Genomic DNA, 25222 nt, shown 5'->3' with positions numbered 1-25222 from the left:
GTCGGCGAACTCCCCAAAACCCGCTCCGGCAAGATCATGCGCCGCCTCCTGCGCGACATCGCCGAAGGCCGCGAAGTCGGCGACACCACCACCCTCGCCGACAGCACCGTCATGAGCCAGATCCAGGCCCAGCTCCCGCCCGCCGGCGGCAACGGCTGAGGACGCTGACAGCCGGGTACTGACACCCGGGTACTGACATCGGAGTGCTGATCTCGGAGTGCTGACACCCGAGTGAGGCAACGGGCGGGGCCCCGGGCGGTGATGACCGCCCGGGGCCCCGTCGTCGTACGGACGGTCCGTCACAGCTCACAGGACTCCCGCCACCGGGCCGCGCCGCTGCGCGGTCAGGGTCCGCAGGGTCTCGTACGCGCTCTGGACGAAGCCGCGGCTGCGCAGCGACCGTGCCCTGGCCATCACCGCCAGCCCCACCTGCGCACGCGGGCTGAAGCCTGCGAAGGCGGTGAAGCCCCGGGTGGAGCCGGCGTGGAACACGAGTTCCTCGCCGTCGTCCTCGTCCGGGTCCGCCCCCGCGGGCACCGAGCGCTGGTTCCAGCCCAGGCAGATCCGGGTGGTACCACCCCGGCGCCGGCCCGCCCGCGGCCGGCGGACCTCGCCGAGCGCCGTCCGCAGCACCGCCGCGTCGGCCCGTTCCGGGAGCGGAACGGCGTCCAGCGACAGGTGCGCCTGGAGGTAGCGGAGCATGTCGTCGCCGGTCGAGCGCAGTGCGGCCGCGCCCGGCAGGGCCGGCAGCCGGAAGGACGGCACCCGGCGCCCGCGCCGGTACCCGGCGACCTCCTCCCGGCCGGGGCCGCTGGAGGTGTCGACCAGGCCGAGCGGTCCGCAGACCCGGGCGGCCAGGAGGTCGTCGTAGCGCTGTCCGGCCGCGTTGGCCAGCAGCAGTCCGAGCAGTCCGCAGCCGAGGCTCGAGTAGCGCACGTGCGTGCCGGGGGTGCCCCGAACGGGGGTCCGCGGCAGGGCCCTGAGCAGGTGGGCCGGGCCGAACGTGTCGTACGGGCTGGTGAACCACCGGGGTGCCATCGCGGGCAGCAGGCCGACCGGCAGCCGGGGCAGGCCCGAGGTGTGGGTGGCCAGGTGGAGCAGGGTGATCGGCCGCTCGTGCGGATAGCCGGGGGCGGCGTCGGCGGGCAGGTAACGGTCGATCGGGTCGTCGTACCGGACCTCGCCCCGGGCGGCCATCTCGGCGAGCAGCAGTCCGGTGAACGTCTTCGTCACGGAACCGAGTTCGAACCGGGTGTCGGCCCGGACCGGGCGCCGGCCGGAACGGTCGGAGCGTCCCCGGCAGGCGACCGTCCGTTCGTCACCGCGGATCACCGCGACGGCGACTCCCCCGCCGGGACCGGCCGCGTGGAACAGCGGGCGGAGCAGGTGGTCGAGGTCGGTGGGGAGCTCGGGCTCGTCGGAGCCAGAGCGGCCCGAGGGGCCCGAGGTGCCACCAGGGCCGGAGGGGTCGGATGAGCCCGAGAGGCCGGCGGGGCCGGCGGGCAGAGCGGCGGACACGACGGTCTCACCGGGTAAGAGGGGCGGTCTGGGCATGGGGTGCCTCCGAAGCGGCGCAAGGGGTTTGACGGGGGATGACGCCTGGGCCCGGATCGGGCGGCGCCTGCATCCGACGATAGGAACGCGTTCACTCGTCTGCACGCGGCCGGGGCCATTCGGGTGCGGCGCCGGTGCTCCGCGAGGGTGCAGAACACAGCACCAGGGCTTAAGTCCTTAGGTAGGACAATCCGGATGTCACTCGGACGTTCCCGTTAGACTGCTAAGGACGCATCAAGGTCCTCGAACAGGAATCCGGGCGTCACAGGGCGCGCCGGGAAGTCTGGTCGGCACTTTGCACCACGTGTGCATCCGTTTGCCGTTCCCAGCCCGCAGGAGGTCCGAGCGTGACCCGACAGCCGCCCGTCCACGAGCCGACGACCCGCCGCCGGCAGTTCCCAGGCCGGCTGCCCCTGCCCGAGCGCGCCTACATCACCGAGGCACTGCGCACCGAGACGGTCGGCGGCATCCTGCTGCTGGTCGCCGCCGTGGTCGCGCTGGTCTGGGCCAACGTCTGGCCGGGCGCGTACGAGAGCGTCCTCGACCACACCGTCGGCCCGTCCGCCCCGCTGCACCTGGACCTGACGCTCGGCGACTGGGCCAAGGACGGCCTGCTGACGATCTTCTTCTTCGTCGCCGGGATCGAGCTCAAGCGCGAGTTCGTCGCGGGCGAGCTGCGCAGTCCGAGCGCCGCCGTACTGCCCGTCATAGCCGCGGTCTGCGGTGTCGCGCTGCCCGCGGCCCTGTTCGCCCTGATCAACTCGGGCAGCGGCGGGCACCCGGGCGGCTGGGCGATCCCGACCGCCACCGACATCGCCTTCGCCCTCGGCGTCCTGGCCGTGGTCGGCAGCCACCTGCCCTCGGCGCTGCGCGCCTTCCTGCTCACCCTGGCCGTCGTGGACGACCTGATCGCGATCCTGATCATCGCGGTCTTCTACAGCTCCGGCATCAAGTTCTGGGCGCTCGGTCTGGCCTTCGTCGGCCTGGCGCTGTTCTGGTTCCTGCACCGGCGCGGGGTGCACGGCTGGTACCTGTTCGTGCCGCTGGCCTTCGTCATCTGGGCGCTGATGCACGAGAGCGGCGTGCACGCCACGGTCGCGGGCGTCGCCATGGGCCTGATGCTGCGCTGCCACCGCGAGGGCGACGAGGAGCACTCCCCCGGCGAGCACATCGAGCACCTGGTCCGGCCGCTGTCGGCCGGGCTGGCCGTCCCGGTGTTCGCGCTGTTCGCCGCCGGGGTGACGATCTCCGGCCCGGCGCTGCGCGAGGTGTTCACCCAGGCCACGCCGCTCGGCATCGTCCTCGGGCTGCTGGTCGGCAAGACGGTGGGCATCTTCGGGGGCACCTGGCTCGTCGCCCGGTTCACCCGGGCGGAGCTGAACCCGCAGCTCAAGTGGGCCGACATGTTCGCGGTCGCGGTGCTCGCGGGGATCGGCTTCACCGTCTCGCTGCTGATCAGCGAGCTGGCCTTCCCCGGGGACCTGGCGCTCGCCGACCGTTCGAAGACGGCCGTCCTGGTGGGCTCGCTGCTGTGCGCGGTAGTCGCCACCGTGCTGCTCAAGCTCCGCAACCGGCACTACCGCGCGCTGTGCGAGGAGGAGGACCGGGACACGGACGGCGACGGCGTCCCGGACGTCTACCAGCCGGACGACCCGGCCTGGCAGGCCCGGGTGGCCGAGCTCGCGCCGCGCCCCGGCAGCGAGCAACCGCACCCCGGCAACGACCGGCCCCACCCCGGCGGCGACCGACCGGGCCCCGGCCACGACCGACCGCACCCCGGCAACGACCGGCCGAGCGCCGGTCCGGCCGCCGGTCCGGGCGCGGCCCGCTGAAGCCGGCCGCCGGTTCCACCCATCCCGACCACCGGCACCACCCCGGAGCGCCGGACGGCTGCTGAGGGTCGCTCAGGGCCCCGTGGCCCGCTCCGGCGCCCGTCCGGCGCCCCCCGACACCCACAGGGCCCCTGCGGCGCCACAGGGGCCCGCCACGGGCCCCCCGGGGCCTCGGGCGCCGGGACACGTCCCCCCGGCGGGGCCCCGGAGTGGTGTGCGACTGGCCGGTAGGGGCATGATTCTGAGCTGTCGACAGTCCACTGACGCCCCCCGGGCCCCCTCCGGCCCCCGGGACCGCACCGCGCGGCGGCGTCACGCCGCACAGCCGCAGAGGAGAACCGCTGATGCCCGCAGGAGCCGCAGACCCGTCCAGCAACGGCCGGGCGCCCTACGAGGGCGAGCGTTCGGTGGGGCAGCTGTTCGCGGCGGCCACCGCCGACCTGTCCGCGCTGGTCCACGACGAGATCGCGCTCGCCAAGGCCGAGCTGCGGGCGGACGTCAAGCGCGGCGTCTCCGGCGGCGTGTCGCTGACGGTCGCCGGCGTGGTGGCGCTGGCCGCCGTCCCGATGCTGAGCGCCGCGGCGGCCTTCGGCATCCACGCGCTGGGCCTGTCGCTCGGCTGGTCGTTCCTGATCGTGGCCGGCGCCTACCTGCTGCTCGCGGTGCTGCTCGGCATGCTGGCCTGGCGTTCCTTCAAGAAGATCGAGAAGCCGGTCCGCACCATCGAGGGTGCGCAGAAGACCGCCGACGTGCTGAAGAACGCCCGGCCGCGGCCGGCCACCAAGGAGGAGATCGACCGGGCGCTGGGCCGCATCCCGTAAGGACGGGGCCCCGCCGGGCGCACCGACTGCGAGTGCCGGGCGCGTGTCCGGCGCACGGATGTGACACGCTCTCGGTATGCCGCTTGACCAGAAGCCCGTGCCCGCGCAGCCGCCCGCCGACTCCGGCCCCGTCCGGGAGCCCGGCCGGGAGGCCGCCGCGAAGGCCGCCGCGAAGGCTGCGGACGGCGTCGGCGAGAGCGCCGGAAAGGCCCCGGGCGACGCCGGGGCCGAGGCGCCCGGCAGCTCCGCGGCCGAGGCCTGGAGCATCCGGCAGGACGGCCCGTGGACGCACCGCGACCTCGCCGCCAACGGCGCCCGGTTCCACATCGCCGAGCTGGGCGAGGGCCCGCTGGTGCTGCTGGTGCACGGCTGGCCGGAGTACTGGTGGGCCTGGCGCCACCAGCTGACCGCGCTCGCCGAGGCCGGCTACCGGGCGGTCGCGCTCGACCTGCGCGGCATCGGCGGCAGCGACCGCACCCCCCGCGGGTACGACCCGGGCAACCTCGCCCTGGACATCACCGGGGTGATCCGTTCGCTCGGCGAGCGCCGGGCCCACCTGGTCGGGCACGCCTCCGGCGGCACGCTGGCCTGGGTGGCGGCGGTGATGCGCCCGTCGGTGATCCAGAGCCTCACCGTGGTGTCCGCCGCGCACCCGCGGGACCTGCGCCGGGCACTGCTCACCGACCGCAAGCAGATCGCCGCCTTCGAGCACGTGCTGGGCTTCCAGCGGCCGTGGATACCGGAGCGCCGCCTGGTTGCGGACGACGCCGCGCTGGTCGCCCGCTACCTGGACGAGTGGACCGGGCCGGACAAGCTGGACGAGGGCGCGGTGCACGCGTACCGGCAGGCGATCCGGATCCCCAGCACCGCGCACTGCTCGATCGAGCCGTACCGCTGGCTGCTGCGGTCGATGGCCCGTCCGGACGGCATCCAGTTCGCCCGCCGGATGAAGAAGCCGATCGCCGCGCCCACGCTGCACGTCCAGGGGGCGGCGGACCCGGTGCTGCTGTCGCACACCGCGCTCGGCGGCGGCGAGTACGTGGCGGCGCCGTACCGGTGGCGGCTGATGCCGGGCGTCGGGCACTTCCCGCACGAGGAGGCGCCGGCGGAGTTCACGGCCGAGCTGCTGGACTGGGTCGGTCTGCACAAGGAGTGAGCACTCCGGGCAGGACCGTCACCCCCGCCCACCTCAACTCCCTTGATGTTGCGCTCATATGACAAACGCATAGGCCACTTTCGATGGCGTCCGGACGGTTACCCCGACCGGCCCAGGGGCATCCATTCCGGTATGACCTGGATGCCCGATCGCGGCGGCGCATCGCGCGGCCGACGCCAGAACAGCCCGCACCGGTCCGCCCCCCGCACCGACTGGGCGGACGACCTCGGCTACGACGGCACGGACCGCCGTCAGCGAGCGGCGCAGCGACAGCTCGGCATCCCGCACATTCTCGGCCGGCGCGCCCGCTGGGTGGGCGCACGGCTGCGGCGCGAGACCTGAGGTCCCGCGCCGCGGTCGTCAACGACGTGCCGCCCGGTTCACCCGGGCAGTACGAGCCTGCTCACGGTCGTCGCACCGGTCCCACGCGTCCGTTCAGGCGTCCGTTCACGCGTCAGTTCACGCGTCAGTTCACGATCGTCGGCGACAGCGCCGTGAACCAGAGCAGGACGAAGGTCGCACCCGCCATGATCGGCACCAGCACCTTGGTCTCGACGTTGTTGCCGCTGCGCTTGATCAGCACGATCTCGTAGCGCTCCTTGTGCGGCCAGAGCAGCGGCGCGCCCTTCTTCGTCAGGCAGTCGCCCAGCAGGTGCGCCAGCGTGCCCAGGCCGACCGCGTACGGCAGCCAGCCGGGGGCGTTCGGCATCCAGGTGTTCATCCCGAAGGTGCCGAGCGCGGCCAGGCCGACGACGGTGATCCACGCCTCCGGGCCGTCGCCGGGCGGGCAGAGCCGCAGCGCCCGGATCGCGAGCGCCAGCAGGAAGAACGTCACCGCGAGGGTGAAGTTGCGGCCCAGGAAGGTGACGCCCGCCCAGGTGCCGCCGCCCATCAGCGCGACGAACAGCAGCGAGTGGGTGGCGTGCCGGTGACCGCCGGAGGCCCAGGCCACGAAGCGGCAGAGCGCTTTGGAGAGCGGGCCGAGGAAGTTGGCGATCGAGCCGTCGTGGTGGTCGAGGTCGGGCAGCAGGGCCGCGCCCGCGCACAGCACCGTGCCCATCAGTATGTCCGCCGGCTGGAGCGTGGTGTGCAGCAGCAGCGGGGGCAGGAACGGCGCCGAGGCCGCGTACAGCATCGCCCCGCTGACCGCGTGCGAGTGACCCATCATCGGACTACCACGACCTCCCGTCGACCTCACTCCGGCACCGGCGCCGGATTGAGCCGAACGGGTGAGCGCGGCCGAGGCTACCAGGGCGGACTGACGGTCCGACGGATATCCGACCCCGCCGCACCGGCGCGCCGACCGGGGGCCAACGGGCCGACCGACCGCGGCGAGCCCACCCACGACGACGGGCCCACGACGACGGGCCCGCCGACGGCGACCGGGCGGCCCACGGCGGCGGGCCGGCCCGGGCCGGGTCAGAGCGCGCAGCCCTGGGTGTCCACCCGCCCCGAGGCGGAGCCGCCCTTCTCGGCGTCATCCTTCACCTCGGCCGCCGTGAGCACGTACCCGGTGTCCGCGCTGTCCAGCGACTTGGCGAACACCACGCCGTACACCTGCCCGTCCGGGGTGAGCAGCGGTCCACCGCTGTTGCCCTGGCGGACCAGCGAGCGGACGGAGTAGACGTCGCGCACGACCTGGCCGCGGTGGTAGATGTCCGGGCCGTTGGCCTGGATGCGGCCGCGGATGCGGGCGGGCTGGACGTTGAAGGCGCCGTTCTCGGGGAAGCCGGCCACGATCGCGCTGTCGTTGGTCCTGGCCTCCCCCGCGAAGGTCAGCGGGGGCGCGTTGAGCTTGGGCACGTCGAGGACCGCGATGTCGCGCTGCCAGTCGTAGCGGACCACCGTCGCGTCGTAGAGCTGTCCGACGCCGCCGATCTGCACGGTCGGCTCGTCGACGCCGCCGACCACGTGGGCGTTGGTCATCACCCGGTGCGGCGCGAAGACGAAGCCGCTGCCCTCCAGGGTCTTGCCGCAGGAGGTGGCGGTGCCGACCACCTTGACCAGGCTCTGCCTGGCCTTCGCGACCGCCGGGCTGGCGGCCAGCGCGGGGTCGGGTGTGTCGACCTGGGTGATCGGCTCGTGCTCGAAGGGGTTGAAGACCTGGGGGAAGCCGTTGCGGGCGAGCACCTTGGAGAAGTCAGAGAACCAGTTCGGCGCGTCACCGGGCAGCGCGTCCTGGACGCCGCCGAGGATCGCCGAGGAGCGGACCTGCTTGGAGACCGTCGGCAGGGACGTTCCGGCGAGCGCGGAACCGATCAGCCAGGCCACCAGCAGCATCGAGATCACGTTGACGACGGCCCCGCCGGCCGCGTCCAGCACCCGCGCCGGACGCCGGTCGATGTGGCCGCGCAGCTTCCAGCCGAAGTGCGTGGTGACCGCCTGGCCTATCGCGGCGAACACGATCACGACGACGACGGCCACCACCGAGGCCGTCGTGCCGGGGCTCAGGTGGTCGAGCAGCAGCGGCAGCAGCTGCACCGCGACCAGGCCGCCGCCGAGGAAGCCGACGACGGACAGCACGCCCACCACGAAGCCCTGCCGGTAGCCCGACACGGCGAAACCGACGGCGGCGAGGATCAGCAGCACATCCAGGACGTTCACCCGGACACCCTCCCACGGCCGGCGGCACGGCCGTGCGGACGGCCCCTCACGAGGTCCCGGCCTCGCGGCCCAGCAGCGCGCGCGAGCTTTCGGTGTCGCCCTGGACCAGGGCCAGCGCGTCGTCCGAGAGGTCGACGATCCGGGACGGGTCCCAGGGCCGCTCCAGGCCGCTGTGGTGCAGCACCCGGTCGATCACCCCGGCCGTGAAGCCCCAGACCAGCCGGCCGGCCACCGCGAACGCCGGGCCCAGGTGCCCGGACGGGTGCCGCAGCCGGACCCGGTTCGCCGGGTCCGCGAGCTCGGCGATCGTCACCCGGAACACGGCGCCGGTCTCCCCCGCGTCCACCGGGCGCACCGGCGACTCCTCGCGCCACCAGCCGAGGACCGGGGTCACCACGAAGCGGCTCACCGGGATGTAGAGGGCGGGCAGCGCGGCGAACACCTGCACGCCGGCCGGGTCCAGGCCGGTCTCCTCCCAGGCCTCCCGCAGCGCCGCCGCGATCGGTCCGGGACCGTCCGGATCGCCGTCCTCCGGGTCGAGCGCGCCGCCCGGGAAGGACGGCTGCCCGGCGTGCGAGCGCAGCGAGCGGGCCCGCTCGATCAGCAGCAGGTCGGGGCCCTGCCCGCCGTCCCCGAAGAGCATCAGCACCGCGGCCGTGCGGGCGTCCTCCACCGGCGGCAGGAAGCGGCTCAGCTGCTCGGGCAGCACGCGCTCGGCCGCGTCCCGGACGGGCTCCAGCCACCGCGGCAGGCCGTCCCGCTCGATCTCCCGCACCGCGGGCCCGGGCGCGCTCACTCGCCCACCGCCAGGTCCGCGACGTGCCCCTGGTGGGAGGCGGCGTCGGCGCGCGCGGCGGCCTCGCCGGGGAAGTCCCCCGGGGGCTTCAGCCGCTGGCCGGGTCGGCCGCCCATCTCGTACTTGAGGAGCTTCGCGGCCTTCTCCGGGTCCGTCTCGCCCTCGCCGTACGACGGGCAGAGCGGCGCGATCGGGCAGGCCCCGCAGGCGGGCTTCTGGGAGTGGCAGATCCGGCGGCCGTGGAAGACCACGCGGTGCGAGAGCATCGTCCACTCGGACTTGGGGAAGATCTCGCCGACGGCCAGCTCGACCTTCACCGGGTCATCCTCGGTGGTCCAGCCGAACCGCCTCGCCAGGCGGCCGAAGTGGGTGTCGACGGTGATCCCCGGGACGCCGAAGGCGTTGCCGAGGACGACGTTGGCGGTCTTGCGGCCGACGCCGGGCAGGGTCACCAGGTCCTCCAGGCGGCCCGGGACCTCGCCGCCGAAGTCGTCGCGCAGCGCGACCGACAGGCCGATCAGCGACTTCGCCTTGTTCCGGAAGAACCCGGTCGGGCGGATGATCTCCTCCAGCTCCTCCGGGTTCGCCGCCGCCATGTCCTCCGGGGCGGGGTAGCGGGCGAACAGCGCGGGCGTCGTCTGGTTCACCCGCAGGTCCGTCGTCTGCGCCGACAGCACGGTGGCCACCAGCAGCTGGAACGGGTTCTCGAAGTCCAGCTCCGGGTGCGCGTACGGGTACAGCTCCGCGAGCTCCCGGTTGATCCTGCGCGCCCGCCGCACCATCGCCAGCCGGGACTCGGGCTTCCTCGGCCTCACCGCGGGCTTCGCCTTCGGTGCCGCCGCCTTCCGGACCTTGCTCTCTGCCATGGACGAAGGCTACGCCGGACGGCCGAACCCGTGCGCCGCATTGGCCGTCACCGGCCGCACCGGGCCGGGCGGGGCGAGCGGGGCGGGGGTCAGCTGCCCTGGCGAACCTTGACGCCGCCGACCAGCGAGTAGGAGCGCACCTTGACGACCGCGCCGCCGGGCTCGCCCACCACGCCCTGGCTGCGGCCGCCGAGCAGCGAGAACCCGCGGACCTCGACCGTGGTGCCCACCGGGACGGTCAGGTCGACGCCGCCGAGGACCGAGAAGGCGTCCACCTCGGCCGAGGCGCCCTCGGGGTAGGCCAGCTCCGCGCCGCCGACCACGGCCGCCTTGACCAGGTGGGTCGGGCCGGCCGGGAGTTCGGCGTCGGTGTGGTCGAGCTTGGCCCCGCCGACCGCGGCGACGTGCACGGTGCGCTCGCGGGCCGTGAACTCGCCGCCGTGCTTGAGGCCGCCCAGCAGGGCGAGGCTCCACTCGGTGCGGCGGGCGGCGGTCGGGGCGTTCTTCGTGATCTCCATGGCCTGAACACTACGGAGGGACGCTGAGGGCCCGTCAGTGTCGAGCGGCACTGGTCCGGAATGACATCTGTCATGGTCAGAAGCATGATCGGCACGGTGAAGGGCCGGGCGGCGGCGAGCTGTCGATCGCTGTCACCAAGGGGACGGCCGACCCTCCTGGTGCACACGGACCAACCGGTCCGAGCTCCGTCCACAGGCTGTGGACAGAGCTCGGGCGCGTCCGGCCGCGGCACCGTCGGCATCCGGTGGAACCGTCGAAAAAAGACCCGAAGGAATATCCGCCGGAGAGCGATGAGTTCCGCGCCCGCGCCCGGTCTACCCCTACGAAAGCGACTCACCCCGAGCGACGCCCCGAAGGGACCCACCGTGAACGCCACCGCCTCCCGCACCGTTGCCTCCACCGACGGCACCGAGATCGCCTACACCGTCACCGGCTCCGGCCCGGCCGTCGTCTTCGTCGACGGCGCCCTCTGCCACCGGGCGTTCGGGCCCGGTGCCGCGGTCGCCGAGCAACTGGCCGCGCACCACACCGTCTACACCTATGACCGGCGCGGGCGCGGCGGCAGCGCGGACACCGCGCCGTTCGCCGTCGAGCGCGAGATCGAGGACCTCGCGGCCGTCATCGCGGCCACCGGCGGCACGGCCCACGTGATCGGCGTCTCCTCCGGCGGGGCGCTCGCGCTGCGGGCCGCCGCGCGCGGGGTCGCGATCAGCCGGATCGCCGTCTACGAGCCGCCGTTCAGCACCGGGGACGGGCAGCGCGAGCGGTTCGACGCGTACGTGACCGACCTGACCGAGGCGCTCGCGGACGGGCGCCGCGGCGACGCCGCCGCCCGGTTCATGGCCTTCGTCGGCATGCCGGCCGAGATGGTGGACCAGATGCGCGGCGCGCCGATGTGGCCGGCCTTCGAGGCGGTCGCACCGACGCTGGCGTACGACGCCGCCGCGGTGGGCACGGCGGCGGGCGGGTCGGTTCCGGCCGAGGTCCTCGCCGGGGTGGCCGTCCCGGCGCTCGTGCTGGACGGCGGGGCCAGCCCGGAACTGCTGCGCGCGCCGGCCCGCGAGGTCGCGGCCGCCGTGCCGGGCGCCGAGTACCGGACGCTGGCGGACCAGACGCACGAGGTGGCCGCCGACGTCCTGGCGCCGGTGCTGGCCGAGTTCTTCGCCCGCCCGACCGACTGACGAGCCGACCGACTGACGAGCCGACCGTCTGACGAGGCGACCGTCTGACGGGCCGACCACCCGCACACCTGCCGCCCCGACACCTGCCGCCCGGATACCCCGCCACCCGGAGCCACCGCCACGGCCTGTCCGATAATGCGCCGAGAGCACCGACCGAACAGTCGAGAACGACGGGGGCACAGATGGACCAGTTCGCGGACATTCCCACCACCACCCTGGCCGACCTGCTCGGCCGCGCCCAGGTGATGGACATCGGCGTCCGCCCGCTGTGGGCCGGCATGCCCCGGGTGGCCGGACCGGCGTTCACCGTGCAGTGCCCGCCCGGCGACAACCTGATGCTGCACGCGGCGATCTACCGGGCCGCGCCCGGCGACGTCATCGTCGTCGAGTCGGGCGACCTCGACCACGCCCTCGCCGGCGGCAACGTCTGCGCGGTCGCGCAGCGCCGGGGCGTGGCCGCGTTCGTGGCCGACGGCCTGATCCGCGACCTCGGCGAGGTGCGCGAGGCGGGCTTCCCGGTGTTCGCCCGCGGGGTGATCCCGATCCCGGGGGCGAAGCGGGCACTCGGCTCGCACGGCGGCGAGGTCTGGTGCGGCGGCGTGCTGGTGGCGGCCGGCGACGTCGTCGTGGCGGACGAGGAGGGCGTCGTGGTGGTGCCGGCCGCCCGGCGCGAGGAGACGCTGGCGGCGGCCCGGGCGAAGCTGGCCAAGGAGGCCGCCGAGACGCTGGACGAGTGGGAGGCGGCCCACCGCGCCAAGATCGAGAAGGCCCTGGGCGAGGTCGGCTTCACCGCCTGACACTCCCCCGGCACCCCGTGCGCCCCGAGGAACCGTCCTCCGGGGCGTACTGCTTTTCCCCGGGGCCGGGTTCCCCGAAGGCCTGGTTTCCTTGGGGCGTCGGGTTTCCCCGGAGGTCAGACCGGCTGCTCGCGCTGCCGGTGGTAGTGGCGGGCGGCACGGGCGCGGTTGCCGCAGGCGGGCCCGCACCACTCGCGGCGCGGGTGGTCCTTGACGAAGAACTGGACGCAGCCCGGCCCGTGACAGGCCCGCAGCTCGGCGGCGAGCGGACCGCCCAGCAGGTCGGCGGTGCCGTGGGCGAGCGCCGCGAGGGCGGCGGGGAACCCGTCGCGGCCGGTCCGCTGGACGACGGCGATCCCGGTTCCGGCGGCCGTCAGGACGGGCCAGCGCGGGGCGGCGGCGGACGCCTCGTTGATCCGCCCGACCTCGGCGGCGGGCACCGGCTCCCCCTCGGCGTGCGCGTGCAGGACGGCGCGGACCGCGTCGCGCAGCGCCCGGAACGCGGCCAGGTCCGCCTCGTCGACGGACAGCCCGGGGGCGTCGGCCTCGGACCCGAGCCAGCCGGCGAGTTCCTCCGGCGTCCCGACGGTGTCCCGGACCTTCCCGCGGACGGCGACCAGCGTGTTCGCGAACGCGACGGCGAGCGGCAGGCCCCGGGAGGACGGGGCCGGGTGTTCCTGAGCGGTGTCGGAAGCCATGGACCTAATGGTATCCACCCCTTGCAACCATCAAGTCCGACTGCCATGATTCTCACGGTTGATCAGCCATCAACCATAAGAATCGACTCGGGGGGAGTACCACCGGATGACCGCCACCGCGATCGGACCCGGCCCGCAGACCCGTCCGGCCGAACGGCCGCCGACCGCCCGGCTGCGGCACAACCGGGACTTCCTCAAGTTCTGGTCCGGCGAGACCCTCTCGCTCCTCGGCAGCCAGGTCACCACGCTCGCCCTGCCGCTCACCGCCGTCATCGCCTTCGACGCCACGCCCGAGCAGGTCGGCCTGCTGCGCTTCCTGCAACTGGTGCCCTACCTCGGCCTCGCGCTGGTCTTCGGCGTCCTGGTCGACCGGATGCCGCGCAGGCGCGCCATGCTGCTGGCCAACGGCGCCCGGATGGTGCTCGTCGGACTGGTCCCGCTGCTGGCCGCGACCCACCGCCTGACGCTGCCGGTGCTGCTGGCGCTCGCCTGCGCGATCGGCGTCTTCTCCGTCCTGTTCGACGTCGGCTGGATGTCCTTCGTCCCGACCCTGGTGAAGGACCCGGAGCACTACGTCGAGGCCAACCAGAAGCTCGGCGTCACCGCCTCCACCGCGGACGTGGCCGGGCCCGGCCTGGCCGGACTGCTGATCGGCGCCCTGACCGCGCCGGTCGCACTGGTCGCGGACGCCTTCTCCTACCTGGTCTCGCTGCTCACGCTGCTGTGGATCCGCACGCCCGAACCGCGCCCCGAGCCGCCCGCGGCGGGCCGCCACCTCGGGCGGGAGCTGGCCGAGGGCCTGCGCTGGGTGTTCGGCGACCGCGTCCTGCGACCGCTGGCGCTGCTCGGTCCGTTCTGCAACTTCTCGATGGTCTCGGTATGGACGGTGTTCGTCCTGTACGCGGTGCGCGACCAGGGACTGACGCCCACCTGGATCGGCGTCGTGTTCTCCGCCTCCTCGGTCGGCGGACTGGTCGGCGCGGCCGTCTCCGGGCGGGTCGTCAGGCGGTTCCGGCTCGGACCCGTCTACGCGGTGTCGATGGCGGCGATCTTCGCGAGCCCGCTGCTGGTCGCGTTCGCGGACGGCCCGAAGCCGGTGCGCACGGCCCTGTTCGTCGGCTCGTTCTTCATCGGCTACCTGGGCCTCGCCGTGGCTGGCGTGGTGATGGTCAGCCTGCGCCAGACCCTGACCCCGCAGCCGCTGATGGGCCGGATGAACGCGGCCTTCCGCACCCTGCTGTTCGGCGGCGGCTCGCTGGGCGGACTGCTCGGCGGCGTCATCGGCGGGGCCCTCGGGCTGCGCCGGGGCCTCGTCGCGATCGCCGTCGGCTCGGCGCTGATGCTCGTCCCGCTGGCCCTGTCGCCGGTCAGCCGGCTGCGCGCCCTGCCGCCGCCGGCCGCCTGACCGGCGCCCACCCGGACCACCGGGGTCGTCGGGCCCGCTCGGGGGAGGGGCTGGGCGACCCCGGTTCGGCGCGTCGCCGCGCCGACCGGCGCCCACCGCACGGACACGGGGACCGAACCGTACGAATGGCCCCGCGAAGGACACCTCGGTGCACCCCCTCCTCATATGATCGGAGCGACATGCGCCATGCTTGGTGATGCAGAGCACAGAACGGAACTTGCGCCGGACGGCCCACCCGCCGACCGGCCGAGAAGGAGGAAGCACGTGGACGACGTTCTGCGGCGCGCCGCACTCTTCGCGGCACTCGACGACGAACAGGCCGGCGAGCTGCGCGCTTCCATGACCGAGGTCACCCTCGCCCGTGGTGAGTCGCTGTTCCACGAGGGCGACCCGGGCGACCGGCTGTACGTCGTCGCCGAGGGCAAGGTCAAGCTCCACCGCGCCTCGCCGGACGGACGCGAGAACATGCTCGCCGTCCTCGGCCCCAGCGAGATGATCGGCGAGCTGTCGCTGTTCGACCCGGGACCGCGCACCGCCACCGCCAGCGCACTGACCGAGGTCAAGCTGCTCGGCCTCGGCCACGGCGACCTCCAGCCCTGGCTGCACGCCCGCCCCGAGGTGTCCATCGCGCTGCTGCGGGCCATCGCCCGCCGCCTGCGCCGGACCAACGACGTGATGTCCGACCTGGTCTTCTCCGACGTGCCCGGTCGCGTCGCGAAGGCCCTGCTCGACCTCTCCCGCCGCTTCGGCGTGCAGTCCGAGGAGGGCATCCACGTCGCCCACGACCTCACCCAGGAGGAGCTCGCCCAGCTGGTCGGCGCCTCCCGCGAGACGGTCAACAAGGCGCTCGCCGACTTCGCCGGCCGCGGCTGGCTGAAGCTGGAGGCCCGTGCCGTCGTCCTGATGGACGTCGAGCGGCTGTCGCGCCGCTCGCGCTGACCCGCCCGGCTTCCCGGGGCGCCCCGGCGTGCCGAAGGGCCCGCCCTCCGTCGAGGAGGCCGGGCCCTTCGGCGTTCCCGCCGGTCAGTCGAGGTACGGGATCAGCCCGTGCTCCTCCAGGTACTCCATCTGCGCCCGCACCGACAGCTCGGCGGCGGGCCACAGCGCGCGGTCCACGTCCGCGTACACCCGGGCCACCACCTCGGCCGCGGTCCGGCAGCCCGCCTCGACCGCCGTCTCCACCTGGGCGAGCCGGGTGGCCCGGTGGGCGAGGTAGTAGTCGACGGCGCCCAGGGCGTCCGCGAGCACCGGCCCGTGACCGGGCAGGACGGTCCGCACACCGTGCTCGGAGGCCATCGTGTGCAGGCGGCGCAGCGAGTCCAGGTAGTCGCCCAGGCGGCCGTCCGGGTGGGCGACCATCGTGGTACCGCGGCCGAGGACGGTGTCGCCGGTGAGGATCGCGCCGTCGGCGGGCAGGTGGAAGGTCAGCGAGTCCGAGGTGTGCCCGGGGGTGCCGACCACCCGCAGGTCCAGGCCGCCCACGTCCAGGCGCTGCCCGCCGACCAGGCCCTCGGAGCCGAGCCGGTGCGCCGGGTCCAGCGCCAGGACCTTGCTGCCGGTGAGCTCGGCGAAGCGGGCCGCGCCCTCGGAGTGGTCGGCGTGGCCGTGGGTGAGCAGGGTGAGCGCCACGCGCTTGCCCTGCTGTTCCGCGAGGTCGATCACCCGGCGCAGGTGGCCCTCGTGCAGCGGGCCCGGGTCGATCACCGCCGCGAGGTCCGAGCCGGGCTCGGAGAGCAGCCAGGTGTTGGTGCCGTCCAGCGTCATCGGCGACGGGTTCGGCGCCAGCACGCAGAGCGCCCGCGGGGTGGCCTCGCCGCCGACCTCGGCGGCGGGGTCACCCGGGAGGAGTCCGCTCACCGGCCGCCCTCGCCGTCGCGGTGCAGGGCGCGCAGCGGCAGCGCCCGGACGAGGGCCCGCTGGGCCACCTCGATGAACGGGACCGGCTGGTCGCAGGCGGCGGTGCGCGGGGTCAGGCGGCGGGCGGGCATCTCGGGTGCCGTCCGGCGAGCCACGTCGTTGTGGGTCATCGGGCGTCGGTCCTCTCTCTGCGGTGGTGGAGTCCCTGCGGTGGTGCTCGGGTCTGCGGAGGGGGCCTGCGAAGGGTCCGCGAAGGGCTCGCGGGCCGGGCTCAGGCTTCGGGGAAGTCGCCGTCGATGGTCAGCTCGTCATACCCAGGCCATCGAACGGTCATGCGGTCGCCGCGGACCTCGGCCCGGCCCAGCACCGGGTCAAGTGCGCGCTGCCCGGCCGCGGCCAGCGCCTCGGCGGCGCTCCGCACCGACGACAGCTCGCGCAGCACCGTGACGGTCGGCGGCAGCATGCCGAACCGGCCCTCGTCGTAGCCGCGGACCGCCTCGGCGGGCGCCATCCAGGCCACCCGGTCCGCCTCGCCGACCTCCAGCGCGGCCCGCTGGCCGGACGGCAGGGCGGCGACGAAGAACCAGGTGTCGTACCGGCGCTCCTCGAACTCCGGGGTGATCCAGCGGGCCCAGCCGCCCAGCAGGTCGCTGCGCAGCACCAGGCCGTGCGCGCGGAGGAAGTCGGCGAAGGACAGCTCGTGGGCCTCCAGCGCGGCCCGCTCGGCGCTCCAGTCGCGCGGCTCGGCGATGCTCCGCGCGTCCGGGCCGGCCAGCAGCACGCCGGCCTCCTCGAAGGTCTCGCGGACGGCCGCGCAGACCACCGCCTGCGCCGTCCGGGCGTCCACGCCGAGGCGCCGCGCCCACTCCTCGGGGCCGGGCCCGGCCCAGGCGAGCTCGGCCTCGGCGTCCCGCGGGTCCACCCCGCCACCCGGGTAGGCGTACATGCCGGCAGCGAAGGCCATCGAGGTGCGGCGGCGCAGCAGGTAGGCCTCGGGCCCGGTGGCAGCGTCGCGCAGCAGCACCACCGTCGCGGCGGGCTTCGCCGCCGGCGGGGTCGCCGCGCCGGAGTCGACCGCCCGGATCCGGGCAGGCCAGCCGGGCGGCATCGGGAGCGTCGTGGCTCGATGGTCCATGCCCGGATGCTAAGCGCACGAAGGCGGGGTTGGACAGGCCCGACCCCGCCTTCGTGATCACGACCGGAGCGGTCAGGCGCTCTTGACCCGCACCTGGAGCTCGACCTCGACCGGGGCGTCCAGCGGCAGCACCGCGACGCCGACCGCGCTGCGGGCGTGCACGCCGGCCTCGCCGAGCACCTTGCCGAGCAGCTCGCTGGCGCCGTTGATCACGGCAGGCTGGCCGGTGAAGTCGGGGGCGGAGGCGACGAAGCCGACGACCTTGACGACGCGCTCGATCAGGTCGAGGTCACCGATCACCGACTTGATGGCGGCCAGGGCGTTCAGCGCGCAGGTCTGCGCGAGCTCCTTGGCCTCCTCCGGGGACACCTCGGCGCCGACCTTGCCGGTGGTCGGCAGCTTGCCGTCGACGACCGGCAGCTGGCCGGAGGTGAACACGAACTCGCCCGCGCGCAGGGCCGGGACGTACGCGGCGACCGGGGCGGCCACCGGCGGCAGGCTCAGACCCAGCTCGGCGAGCTTCGACTCGACCTTGCTCATGCGTTCTTCTCCCGCTTGAAGTAGGCCACCAGGGTCTCCGGGTTGGGACCCTGCACGACCTGGACCAGCTCCCAGCCGTCCGAGCCGAAGTTGTCCAGGATCTGCTTGGTGGCGTGCACCAGCAGCGGCGCCGTCATGTATTCCCACTTGGTCATGGCCAGACTCTAGACGAGCGGCCGCGGCGATCGGCCCCGCTGACGGACCGGCGTGTGAGGTGGCCCACAAACCGGGCATGATTCAGGCCCGGTCCCCCCGGTGCTCCGGGCATCCGGCCCGCTCCCTGGTTACTCTCGCGAGAGGGCAACCGGAGAGCGGGCCGGCCGACGGAGCGGCCCACGGCCCTCGGAGACGGACGGAGACGGAGCGTGGCACGCACCCCCGGCCAGGCGGCCCGGCGCGACCCCGACTGGGAGGGCGTCCGGCTGCACGTGGTCAGCGGCAAGGGCGGCACCGGGAAGACCACCCTGGCCGCCGCGCTGGCGCTGGCCCTGGCCGCCGAGGGCGGCCGGGTGCTGCTGGTCGAGGTGGAGGGCCGGCAGGGCATCGCCGAACTGTTCGGGATCGCCGCGCTGCCGTACGAGGAGCGCCGGATCGCCTCGGTCTCCCGGCGGCAGCTCGGCCTGCCGGCCGTCGCGGACGACACGGACCCGCCGGGCGGGTCCGGTGGCCCGGGCGGATCCGGCGGCCGGGGCGGCAGCGGTGCCCCGGGCGGCAGCGGCGAGGTCTTCGCGCTGGCCATCGACACCGAGCAGGCCCTGCTCGAGTACCTGGAGATGTTCTACAAGCTCGGCCGGGCCGGCAAGGCCCTGCAGAAGGTCGGCTTCGTCGACTTCGCGACCACCATCGCACCCGGCGTCCGGGACGTCCTGCTCACCGGCAAGGCCTGCGAGGCCTCCCGCCGCAAGGGCCCGGACGGCCGCCGCAGCTACGACGCGATCGTGATGGACGCCCCGCCGACCGGCCGCATCACCCGCTTCCTGAACGTCAACTCCGAGGTGGCCGGCCTGGCCAGGATCGGGCCGATACACACCCAGGCGCAGGCCGTGATGCGGGTGCTGAAGTCGCCGGAGACCGCGGTGCACCTGGTCACCCTGCTGGAGGAGATGCCGGTGCAGGAAACGGTCGACGGCTTCGCCGAGCTGCGCGAGTCGGGGCTCCCGATCGGCGGCGTGATGATCAACATGGTCCGGCCTCCGCTGCTGGACGCGGCCGCGGTCGCCGCGGCGGACGGGGACCACCGGGAGGAGGTCGCCCTGGCCCTCGGCGAGGCCGGGCTCGGCGGGCGCTCGCGCAAGCCGGAGACCGTCCGGGCCGCCGTCGACCCGCTGCTCGACCCGCTCCTGGAGCAGGCCCGCGAGCACGCCGAACGGGTCGAGCTGGAGCGCGCGCAGCGCGCCGACCTCCAGCACCTGAAGCTCCCCACCTACGAACTCCCGCTGCTCGGCGAGGGCGTGGACCTCGGCGGGCTGTACCGGCTGGCGGGCGAACTCAAGCGGCAGGGGGCGGCGTGAGCACGACGACGAACGGTGTGCGCGGCACGGGCAGCCTGCTCGCGGTGGACGGGCTGATCGACGACCCGAAGACGAGGATCATCGTCTGCTGCGGCTCCGGCGGGGTCGGCAAGACCACCACCGCCGCGGCGATCGGGCTGCGCGCCGCCGAACGCGGGCGCAAGGTCGTCGTCCTGACGATCGATCCGGCCCGCCGCCTCGCCCAGTCCATGGGCCTGACCGAGCTCGACAACACCCCTCGCGTGGTCAAGGGGGTGGGCGGCGAGGGGGAGCTCCAGGCCATGATGCTCGACATGAAGCGGACCTTCGACGAGGTCGTGCTCGCCCACGCCGAACCCGAACGGGCCAAGGCGATCATGGAGAACCCGTTCTACCAGTCCCTGTCGGCCGGCTTCGCGGGCACGCAGGAGTACATGGCCATGGAGAAGCTCGGCCAGCTGCGCGCGGCCGAGGAGTGGGACCTGATCGTCGTCGACACCCCGCCCTCCCGCTCGGCGCTGGACTTCCTGGACGCGCCCAACCGGCTCGGGTCCTTCCTCGACGGCAGGGTGATCCGGATCCTGACCGCCCCGGCCAAGGTCGGCGGCCGCAGCGCGATGAAGTTCCTCAACGTCGGCATGGGCCTGCTCACCGGCACCCTGGGCAAGATCTTCGGCGCCCAGCTCCTCACCGACGTGCAGACCTTCGTCAGCGCGATGGACTCGATGTTCGGCGGCTTCCGCGAGCGGGCCGACCGCACGTACCAGCTGCTCAAGGCGCCGGGCACGGCCTTCCTGGTGGTCGCCGCGCCGGAGCGGGACGCGCTGCGCGAGGCCGCCTACTTCGTCGACCGGCTGGCCGCGGACCGGATGCCGCTGGCCGGACTGGTGCTCAACCGGGTGCACGGTTCCGGGGCCCCGCAGCTCACGGCGGAACGGGCGCTCGCGGCCGCCGAGGCGCTGGAGGAGAACGGTTCGGAGCACGCGTCGCCCGAGGCGGAACTGCTCGCGGCCGGACTGCTGCGGCTGCACGCCGAACGGATGCAGATCATGGCGAGGGAGCGCCGGACCAGGGACCGCTTCGTGTCGGTGTACCCGGACGTGCCGATCGTGGAGGTCCCCGCGCTGCCGGGCGACGTGCACGACCTGGACGGGCTGCGGGCCATCGGGGACAGGCTGAGCGGCGGGGCGTAGGGAGCGCGGCGGGGCCGGCGGTCCTGAGCGGCGCGGCGTCGAGCGGGGCGTCAGCGTCGAGCGGGCGCGCGTTGCCTTGCGTGGCGTTGTCCGGTGTTGCCTCGCGCTGTGTGGCGTTGCCTTGTCCGGCGTTGCCTTGCGTTGTGTCGCGTTGCTCCGCGAACGGTGCGGAGCCGTGGGGCGTCGCACGGGTGCGGCGTGTCGCACCTGGTGTCGGCCCGGGCCGGTGGGGCGGCCCGGCGAGTGATCGCGTGCCGGGTCAGCCCGCCTGGGCGTAGTCCGTCAGTATCACCCCGGTGGCCAGGGACTCCTCGTACTCCGTCCGGGCCGTCTCCAGCAGCCTGCGCCAGGAGATCACCGTCGGACGGCGGCGCAGCAGCGCCCGGCGCTCGCGCTCCGTCATCCCGCCCCAGACCCCGAACTCCACGCGGTTGTCCAGCGCGTCCGCGAGGCACTCCGTACGGACGGGGCACCCGCTGCACACCGCCTTCGCGCGGTTCTGCGCCGCCCCCTGGACGAACAGTTCGTCCGGATCACTCGTGCGGCAGGCGGCCTGCGCACTCCAGTCGTCAACCCAGCCCATGCCGGCGCCGTCCTCTCCCGATGTTTCGAGGCTCCCCCACGGCGGCAACGGCATATTCACCGTTGCCAGTTGAGGACGTTACGGAAGAACGACAGCTTGCAACAGCCCCTTCGGGCTCAATCTCGAATGACCCGATTGGACTATGGGTATCGGTCAGCTCACTCGTTGGAGTGATCGCAGGTCGCAAGCCTTGCCAAGCGCGACACGGCAACTCTGGCCGCGCGCGTCATCACGGAGCGCTACCGTTCACCCGGGTGCAGCAGCCCGCAGCGGCCTCGAAATCCGCCAGGAAAGCGGCAATTCGGGCAAGTCTTCCCACTCACACGAGTGAGTCATGCTGACGCACCGAAGCTGTCGCAAGCTTGTGACAAGCCTAGGCGAACACCTGCCCCTATGGAGGGGATTCGGCGACGTAGGGTTCTCCCCATGGCACCGAAGCGCCCCCAGGCCCCCCAGCCCCCAGGCAACACCGGAGCTCCGCGCGGCGAGCGCCGCGGGTCACCGCTGGACTTCGCGGGACACGGAGTGAAGTTCCTGGGCGTCAGCGTGCTCTCCGGAGTCCTGCTGGCGGGCCTCGCGCTGCCCGCCGTCGGCGCGCTCGGCCTCACCGCCAAGGACACGGCGGAGAGCTTCGAGAACATCCCCGACGATTTCAAGACGCCGCCGCTCACCCAGGCGACGCAGATCTTCGATGCCAAGGGCGGCCTGATCGCCAAGGTCTACGAGCGCGACCGCACCGTCCTCACCGCCGACCAGATGTCGCCCTTCATGCGGCACGCACAGGTCGACATCGAGGACGCCCGCTTCTACGAGCACGGCGCCGTCGACCTCAAGGGCATCCTCCGGGCCGTCAGCAAGAACGCCGAGAGCGGCACGGCCTCGCAGGGCGCCTCGACGCTCACCCAGCAGTACGTGAAGAACGTCAACGTCGAGAAGGCCGGCGACGACCAGGCCGCCGTCCTGGAGGCGCAGCGCAAGACCCTGGGCCGCAAGATCCAGGAGCTCAAGTACGCGATCAAGCTGGAAGAGGACCTGACGAAGGACCAGATCCTCACCAACTACCTCAACATCACCTTCTACGGCCACCAGGCCTACGGGGTCGAGGCGGCGTCGCAGCGCTACTTCAGCAAGAGCAACAAGGACCTCACCATCGCCGAGGCGGCCACCCTCGCCGGCATGGTGCAGAACCCGTCGTCGTACGACCCGGTGCGCTACCCGGACAACACGGTCAAGCGCCGCAACGTCGTCATCGACAAGATGCTCGAGAACAAGCACATCACCCCGGACCAGGCCAAGGAGGCGAAGGCCTCCCCGCTGGGTCTGAAGTACAAGGACCCGCAGAACGGCTGCATCACCGCCCAGGCCGGCATGGGCTTCTTCTGCGACTACGTGCGCCACGTGATCAAGCAGGACCCGACCTTCGGCAAGTCCACGGCGGACCGCAAGAAGCTGTGGGACACCGGCGGCCTGAACATCTACACGACGCTCGACCCGGACAAGCAGGCCGCCGCGCAGAACGCCGTCACCAAGAAGGTCAACGTGACCGACTCGGTGTCGGCCGCCGCGACCATGATGGAGCCGGGCAGCGGCAAGATCCTCGCCATGGCCCAGACCCGCCCGTACGGCCTGGACCCGAACAAGAACCAGACCGTGGTGAACCTGAACGTCGACGCGGCGATGGGCGGCGGCAACGGCTTCCAGACCGGTTCGACCTTCAAGCCGATCCTCGCCGCGGCGGCCCTGGAGTCGGGCATGTCGCCCACCCAGGCGTTCCCGTCCGAGAACAAGATCGAGTACCCGAGCATGTCGACCTGCTCGGGCACCTGGAAGAACGTCCCCCAGCCCGGGCAGGGCAAGGCCACGGTGAAGAACGAGTCGACGGGCGAGGTCGGCCCGTACGAGCTCAAGCAGGCCATGGCCCTCTCGGTGAACACCTACTTCGTCGAGATGGAGCAGCAGACCGGCCTCTGCGCGATCAAGCAGATGGCCAACAAGCTGGGCATCTCCCAGTCGGCCCAGGGCGGCGAGTTCAAGGAGGTCCCCTCGATGGTCCTCGGCTCGCTCGAACTCAGCCCGCTGACCATGGCGAACGTGTACGCCACCTTCGCCGCCCGCGGCAAGTACTGCACCCCGATCGCGATCAACAAGATCAGCACGGTCGACGGCAAGGACATCAAGGTCCCGCAGTCCCAGTGCAGCCAGGCCTTCTCCGAGAACACCGCGGACGCGCTCAACACCATCCTGCTCAACGTGACCGAGAAGGGCACGGCCGCCGCCCTCGGCCTCGACGACGGTCGCAAGATCGCCGGCAAGACCGGTACCACCGACGAGAAGAAGGCCGCCTGGTTCAGCGGCTACACCCCGTCGCTCGCCACCTCGGTCTGGCTCGGCGGCCCGGCCGGCGGCGTGAAGATGAAGGACATCACCATCGGCGGCAAGCACTTCACCGAGGTGTTCGGCGCCGACGGCCCCGGCCCGATCTGGCAGATGGCGATGAACCAGGCACTCAAGGGCACGCCCCTGGAGCCCATCCAGACGATCAACATCCCGGACCCGCAGCCCAAGCCGGACCCGAACGCGACCGCGCCCGCCAGCCCGCCGGCCGGCGACCCGAACACCCAGCCCGGTGCCAACCCGCCGCCCCCGGCCAACCCCGGCGGCAACCCCGGCGGCGGCACCAACGCCGGCGGGATGATCGGCGGCGGCTTCACCTTCCCGCCGGGCTTCATCGGCGGGAACGGAAACGGCGGCAAGCACGGCGGCGGCGGTAACGGCGGCACCGGCTGAGCCGGCCGCCCGGCCGACAACGAACGCGGAGGGCGCCCCCCGAGTGATCTCGGGGGGCGCCCTCCGCGTTCGTTGCTGCGCGGCTTCTGCCGCGGTGCCCGGACCGGGACTCAGCCGGCCAGCGCGGCCTTCACCGCGGCGGCGACGCGGCCACCCTCGGCCAGACCGTCCACCTTCGGGCGCACCAGCTTCATCACGGCGCCCATGCCCTGCGGACCGGTGGCCCCGCTCTCCGCGACCGCGGCGGCCACGATGGCGGTGAGCTCGTCGTCCGAGAGCTGCTTGGGCAGGTAGGAGGCGAGCAGTTCGCCCTCCTGCCGCTCCCGGGCGGCCTGGTCGGTCCGGCCCGCGGCGTCGAACGCCTCGGCGGCCTCGCGGCGCTTCTTCGCCTCGCGGGTGACCACCTTGAGCACCTCGGCGTCGGACAGCTCGCGCTTCGTCTTGCCCGCCACCTCCTCCGCGGTGAGCGCGGAGAGCGTGAGCCGGATGGTGGACGAGCGCAGCTCGTCCCGGTCCTTGATGGCAGCCGTGAGGTCCTCCTGCAGCTGCGCCTTGAGCGTCGTCATGGCCCCGAGTCTCCCACCTGCGGCGTTCGGGTGCCCGGCATTAACGGTCACGGGCCACGGACAGGCCCTGCGGACCGGTCCGGTAACCCATTAGAGTGGTTACATGACCGAAGGTGCCGAGGCCCGGCCGACCGTCGTCCCCGGGCTGCTGCTGACCGCACCGAGCGGCACCGGCTTCCACTTCGACCCCGGCGCGCTCTGCCTCGAACTGCTCACCACCGGTGGCCCCGGCAGCCACGCCCGCTGGGAGGTCCTGCACCGACCCGACGACCTCACCGCCTGGCTGCCCGCCTCGCGGCTGCGCCTGCCCGCGGACGCCGTCCGGATCACCGACGCCCAGCTCACCGCCGCCCGCACCCTGCGCGACGCCCTCTGGCGGCTCACCGCGGCCAGGGCCCGCGGCGAACGCGGCGCCGCCGCCGACTACGCCGTCCTCAACCGAGCCGCCGAACACCCCCCGCTCGTCCCCAGGATCGCCCCCGACGGCACCGCGGCGCCCCCCCTGCCCGCCGACGGCGACCAGTTGGCCTCCACCGTCGCCCGGGACGCGATAGCCCTGCTCACGGGCCCGCACGCGGACCGCATCCGCGAGTGCGGCGCGCACAACTGCTACCTGATCTTCGTCGACACCTCCCGGCCGGGGCGGCGGCGCTGGTGCTCCATGGAACGCTGCGGCAACCGCAACAAGGTCCGGGCGCTGCGGGCCCGGCGGGAACCGGAGTAGCCGGGGTGCCCGCGCCCCGGCCCGCTTCCCCGTCCGCCTCCCACCCCCTTCCCCATCCGCCCCCCTACCCGCATCCCATCCGGGCGGACGGACGTTCACCAGCTGATCCGCCGTCTGA

General features: G+C 73.5%; 26 protein-coding genes. 12 read left to right on the top strand and 14 right to left on the bottom strand.

Annotated elements, in window-relative coordinates:
- Window positions 1-306: 306 nt before the first annotated feature.
- The gene (locus ACFVSN_RS16895) at window positions 307-1518 is read right to left on the bottom strand and encodes a serine hydrolase domain-containing protein (protein WP_387955590.1); all 1212 of its coding nucleotides are present in this window, start codon (window positions 1516-1518) and stop codon (window positions 307-309) included.
- 383 nt (window positions 1519-1901) lie between these two features.
- Between ACFVSN_RS16895 and nhaA the strand changes: the two genes are divergently transcribed.
- The 4 genes from nhaA (at window position 1902) to ACFVSN_RS16875 (ending at window position 5705) form a co-directional block, all read left to right on the top strand.
- Window positions 1902-3386 carry a Na+/H+ antiporter NhaA gene (gene nhaA / locus ACFVSN_RS16890; protein ID WP_387955589.1) on the top strand — a complete coding sequence of 495 codons (1485 nt, stop codon included), beginning with the start codon at window positions 1902-1904 and terminating at the stop codon, window positions 3384-3386.
- Between the two features lie 344 nt (window positions 3387-3730).
- Window positions 3731-4207 (top strand): phage holin family protein, encoded by a 477-nt coding sequence (locus ACFVSN_RS16885; RefSeq protein ID WP_380444223.1) that lies wholly within the window; start codon window positions 3731-3733, stop codon window positions 4205-4207.
- Between the two features lie 76 nt (window positions 4208-4283).
- The gene (locus ACFVSN_RS16880) at window positions 4284-5363 is read left to right on the top strand and encodes an alpha/beta fold hydrolase (protein ID WP_387955587.1); all 1080 of its coding nucleotides are present in this window, start codon (window positions 4284-4286) and stop codon (window positions 5361-5363) included.
- A gap of 132 nt (window positions 5364-5495) precedes the next feature.
- Window positions 5496-5705: a hypothetical protein gene (locus ACFVSN_RS16875; RefSeq protein WP_329927312.1), complete on the top strand. Its 210-nt coding sequence runs from the start codon at window positions 5496-5498 to the stop codon at window positions 5703-5705.
- Window positions 5706-5829: 124 nt separating this feature from the next.
- Here the strand turns inward: ACFVSN_RS16875 and ACFVSN_RS16870 are convergent, their stop codons facing one another.
- From ACFVSN_RS16870 to ACFVSN_RS16850, 5 genes are all read right to left on the bottom strand, one after another.
- A complete protein-coding gene (locus ACFVSN_RS16870; protein WP_380444219.1) occupies window positions 5830-6531 on the bottom strand; it encodes a metal-dependent hydrolase in 702 nt (233 codons plus the stop codon).
- A 251-nt stretch (window positions 6532-6782) separates the two neighbouring features.
- Window positions 6783-7967, bottom strand: a complete 1185-nt coding sequence (locus ACFVSN_RS16865) for a MarP family serine protease (protein ID WP_380444217.1) — start codon at window positions 7965-7967, stop codon at window positions 6783-6785.
- 46 nt (window positions 7968-8013) lie between these two features.
- A complete protein-coding gene (locus tag ACFVSN_RS16860) occupies window positions 8014-8763 on the bottom strand; it encodes an NUDIX hydrolase (RefSeq protein ID WP_380444215.1) in 750 nt (249 codons plus the stop codon).
- Complete coding sequence (gene nth, locus ACFVSN_RS16855) at window positions 8760-9629, bottom strand: endonuclease III (RefSeq protein ID WP_380444213.1); 870 nt, start codon at window positions 9627-9629, stop codon at window positions 8760-8762. Before nth ends, ACFVSN_RS16860 begins: the two co-directional genes overlap by 4 nt.
- Window positions 9630-9718: 89 nt before the next feature.
- Window positions 9719-10147, bottom strand: coding sequence for a hypothetical protein (locus tag ACFVSN_RS16850; RefSeq protein ID WP_380444211.1), 429 nt, complete (start codon window positions 10145-10147; stop codon window positions 9719-9721).
- Window positions 10148-10513: 366 nt separating this feature from the next.
- Here ACFVSN_RS16850 and ACFVSN_RS16845 point away from each other — a divergent pair, with 366 nt between their 5' ends.
- Window positions 10514-11329 carry an alpha/beta fold hydrolase gene (locus ACFVSN_RS16845; protein WP_387955586.1) on the top strand — a complete coding sequence of 272 codons (816 nt, stop codon included), beginning with the start codon at window positions 10514-10516 and terminating at the stop codon, window positions 11327-11329.
- 182 nt (window positions 11330-11511) lie between these two features.
- Window positions 11512-12126, top strand: a complete 615-nt coding sequence (locus tag ACFVSN_RS16840; RefSeq protein WP_387955585.1) for an RraA family protein — start codon at window positions 11512-11514, stop codon at window positions 12124-12126.
- A 116-nt stretch (window positions 12127-12242) separates the two neighbouring features.
- Here ACFVSN_RS16840 and ACFVSN_RS16835 read toward each other — a convergent pair whose 3' ends face one another.
- Complete coding sequence (locus tag ACFVSN_RS16835; protein WP_387955583.1) at window positions 12243-12824, bottom strand: CGNR zinc finger domain-containing protein; 582 nt, start codon at window positions 12822-12824, stop codon at window positions 12243-12245.
- Between the two features lie 106 nt (window positions 12825-12930).
- Between ACFVSN_RS16835 and ACFVSN_RS16830 the strand changes: the two genes are divergently transcribed.
- A complete protein-coding gene (locus ACFVSN_RS16830) occupies window positions 12931-14229 on the top strand; it encodes an MFS transporter (RefSeq protein WP_387955582.1) in 1299 nt (432 codons plus the stop codon).
- Window positions 14230-14493: 264 nt separating this feature from the next.
- A complete protein-coding gene (locus ACFVSN_RS16825; RefSeq protein WP_030240972.1) occupies window positions 14494-15168 on the top strand; it encodes a Crp/Fnr family transcriptional regulator in 675 nt (224 codons plus the stop codon).
- Window positions 15169-15252: 84 nt separating this feature from the next.
- On the opposite strand, the gene ACFVSN_RS16820 is transcribed toward ACFVSN_RS16825, so the two are convergent.
- The 5 genes from ACFVSN_RS16820 to ACFVSN_RS16800 all read right to left on the bottom strand — a co-directional run bounded on the left by ACFVSN_RS16820 (window position 15253) and on the right by ACFVSN_RS16800 (window position 17916).
- A complete protein-coding gene (locus tag ACFVSN_RS16820) occupies window positions 15253-16086 on the bottom strand; it encodes an MBL fold metallo-hydrolase (protein WP_380444203.1) in 834 nt (277 codons plus the stop codon).
- Complete coding sequence (locus tag ACFVSN_RS16815) at window positions 16083-16256, bottom strand: hypothetical protein (protein ID WP_380444201.1); 174 nt, start codon at window positions 16254-16256, stop codon at window positions 16083-16085. Before ACFVSN_RS16815 ends, ACFVSN_RS16820 begins: the two co-directional genes overlap by 4 nt.
- A gap of 101 nt (window positions 16257-16357) precedes the next feature.
- A complete protein-coding gene (locus ACFVSN_RS16810) occupies window positions 16358-17221 on the bottom strand; it encodes an NUDIX hydrolase (RefSeq protein WP_380444199.1) in 864 nt (287 codons plus the stop codon).
- 72 nt (window positions 17222-17293) lie between these two features.
- Window positions 17294-17761 (bottom strand): RidA family protein, encoded by a 468-nt coding sequence (locus ACFVSN_RS16805; protein ID WP_380444197.1) that lies wholly within the window; start codon window positions 17759-17761, stop codon window positions 17294-17296.
- Window positions 17758-17916, bottom strand: coding sequence for a DUF4177 domain-containing protein (locus ACFVSN_RS16800; RefSeq protein WP_380444195.1), 159 nt, complete (start codon window positions 17914-17916; stop codon window positions 17758-17760). Before ACFVSN_RS16800 ends, ACFVSN_RS16805 begins: the two co-directional genes overlap by 4 nt.
- A gap of 210 nt (window positions 17917-18126) precedes the next feature.
- On the opposite strand from ACFVSN_RS16800, the gene ACFVSN_RS16795 reads away from it, so the two are divergent.
- Window positions 18127-19272 carry an ArsA-related P-loop ATPase gene (locus ACFVSN_RS16795; protein ID WP_380508588.1) on the top strand — a complete coding sequence of 382 codons (1146 nt, stop codon included), beginning with the start codon at window positions 18127-18129 and terminating at the stop codon, window positions 19270-19272.
- On the top strand, window positions 19269-20444 hold the full coding sequence (locus tag ACFVSN_RS16790; protein WP_387602603.1) for an ArsA family ATPase: 1176 nt from the start codon (window positions 19269-19271) through the stop codon (window positions 20442-20444). The genes ACFVSN_RS16795 and ACFVSN_RS16790 overlap by 4 nt, the downstream gene beginning before the upstream one ends.
- A gap of 259 nt (window positions 20445-20703) precedes the next feature.
- On the opposite strand, the gene ACFVSN_RS16785 is transcribed toward ACFVSN_RS16790, so the two are convergent.
- On the bottom strand, window positions 20704-21027 hold the full coding sequence (locus ACFVSN_RS16785) for a WhiB family transcriptional regulator (protein ID WP_030240986.1): 324 nt from the start codon (window positions 21025-21027) through the stop codon (window positions 20704-20706).
- 426 nt (window positions 21028-21453) lie between these two features.
- On the opposite strand from ACFVSN_RS16785, the gene ACFVSN_RS16780 reads away from it, so the two are divergent.
- Window positions 21454-23814: a transglycosylase domain-containing protein gene (locus ACFVSN_RS16780; RefSeq protein ID WP_380444189.1), complete on the top strand. Its 2361-nt coding sequence runs from the start codon at window positions 21454-21456 to the stop codon at window positions 23812-23814.
- Between the two features lie 110 nt (window positions 23815-23924).
- On the opposite strand, the gene ACFVSN_RS16775 is transcribed toward ACFVSN_RS16780, so the two are convergent.
- Window positions 23925-24380 carry a GatB/YqeY domain-containing protein gene (locus tag ACFVSN_RS16775; protein ID WP_387602909.1) on the bottom strand — a complete coding sequence of 152 codons (456 nt, stop codon included), beginning with the start codon at window positions 24378-24380 and terminating at the stop codon, window positions 23925-23927.
- A gap of 103 nt (window positions 24381-24483) precedes the next feature.
- Between ACFVSN_RS16775 and ACFVSN_RS16770 the strand changes: the two genes are divergently transcribed.
- Window positions 24484-25104, top strand: a complete 621-nt coding sequence (locus ACFVSN_RS16770) for a CGNR zinc finger domain-containing protein (protein ID WP_387602912.1) — start codon at window positions 24484-24486, stop codon at window positions 25102-25104.
- Window positions 25105-25222: the final 118 nt, after the last annotated feature.

Origin of the sequence: Kitasatospora sp. NPDC057904 (genome assembly GCF_042887925.1) — a bacterium.
Taxonomy (GTDB): Bacteria; Actinomycetota; Actinomycetes; order Streptomycetales; family Streptomycetaceae; genus Kitasatospora.
Note: the sequence above shows the minus strand (reverse complement) of the source record. Positions and strands in the feature narration are given on the sequence as shown.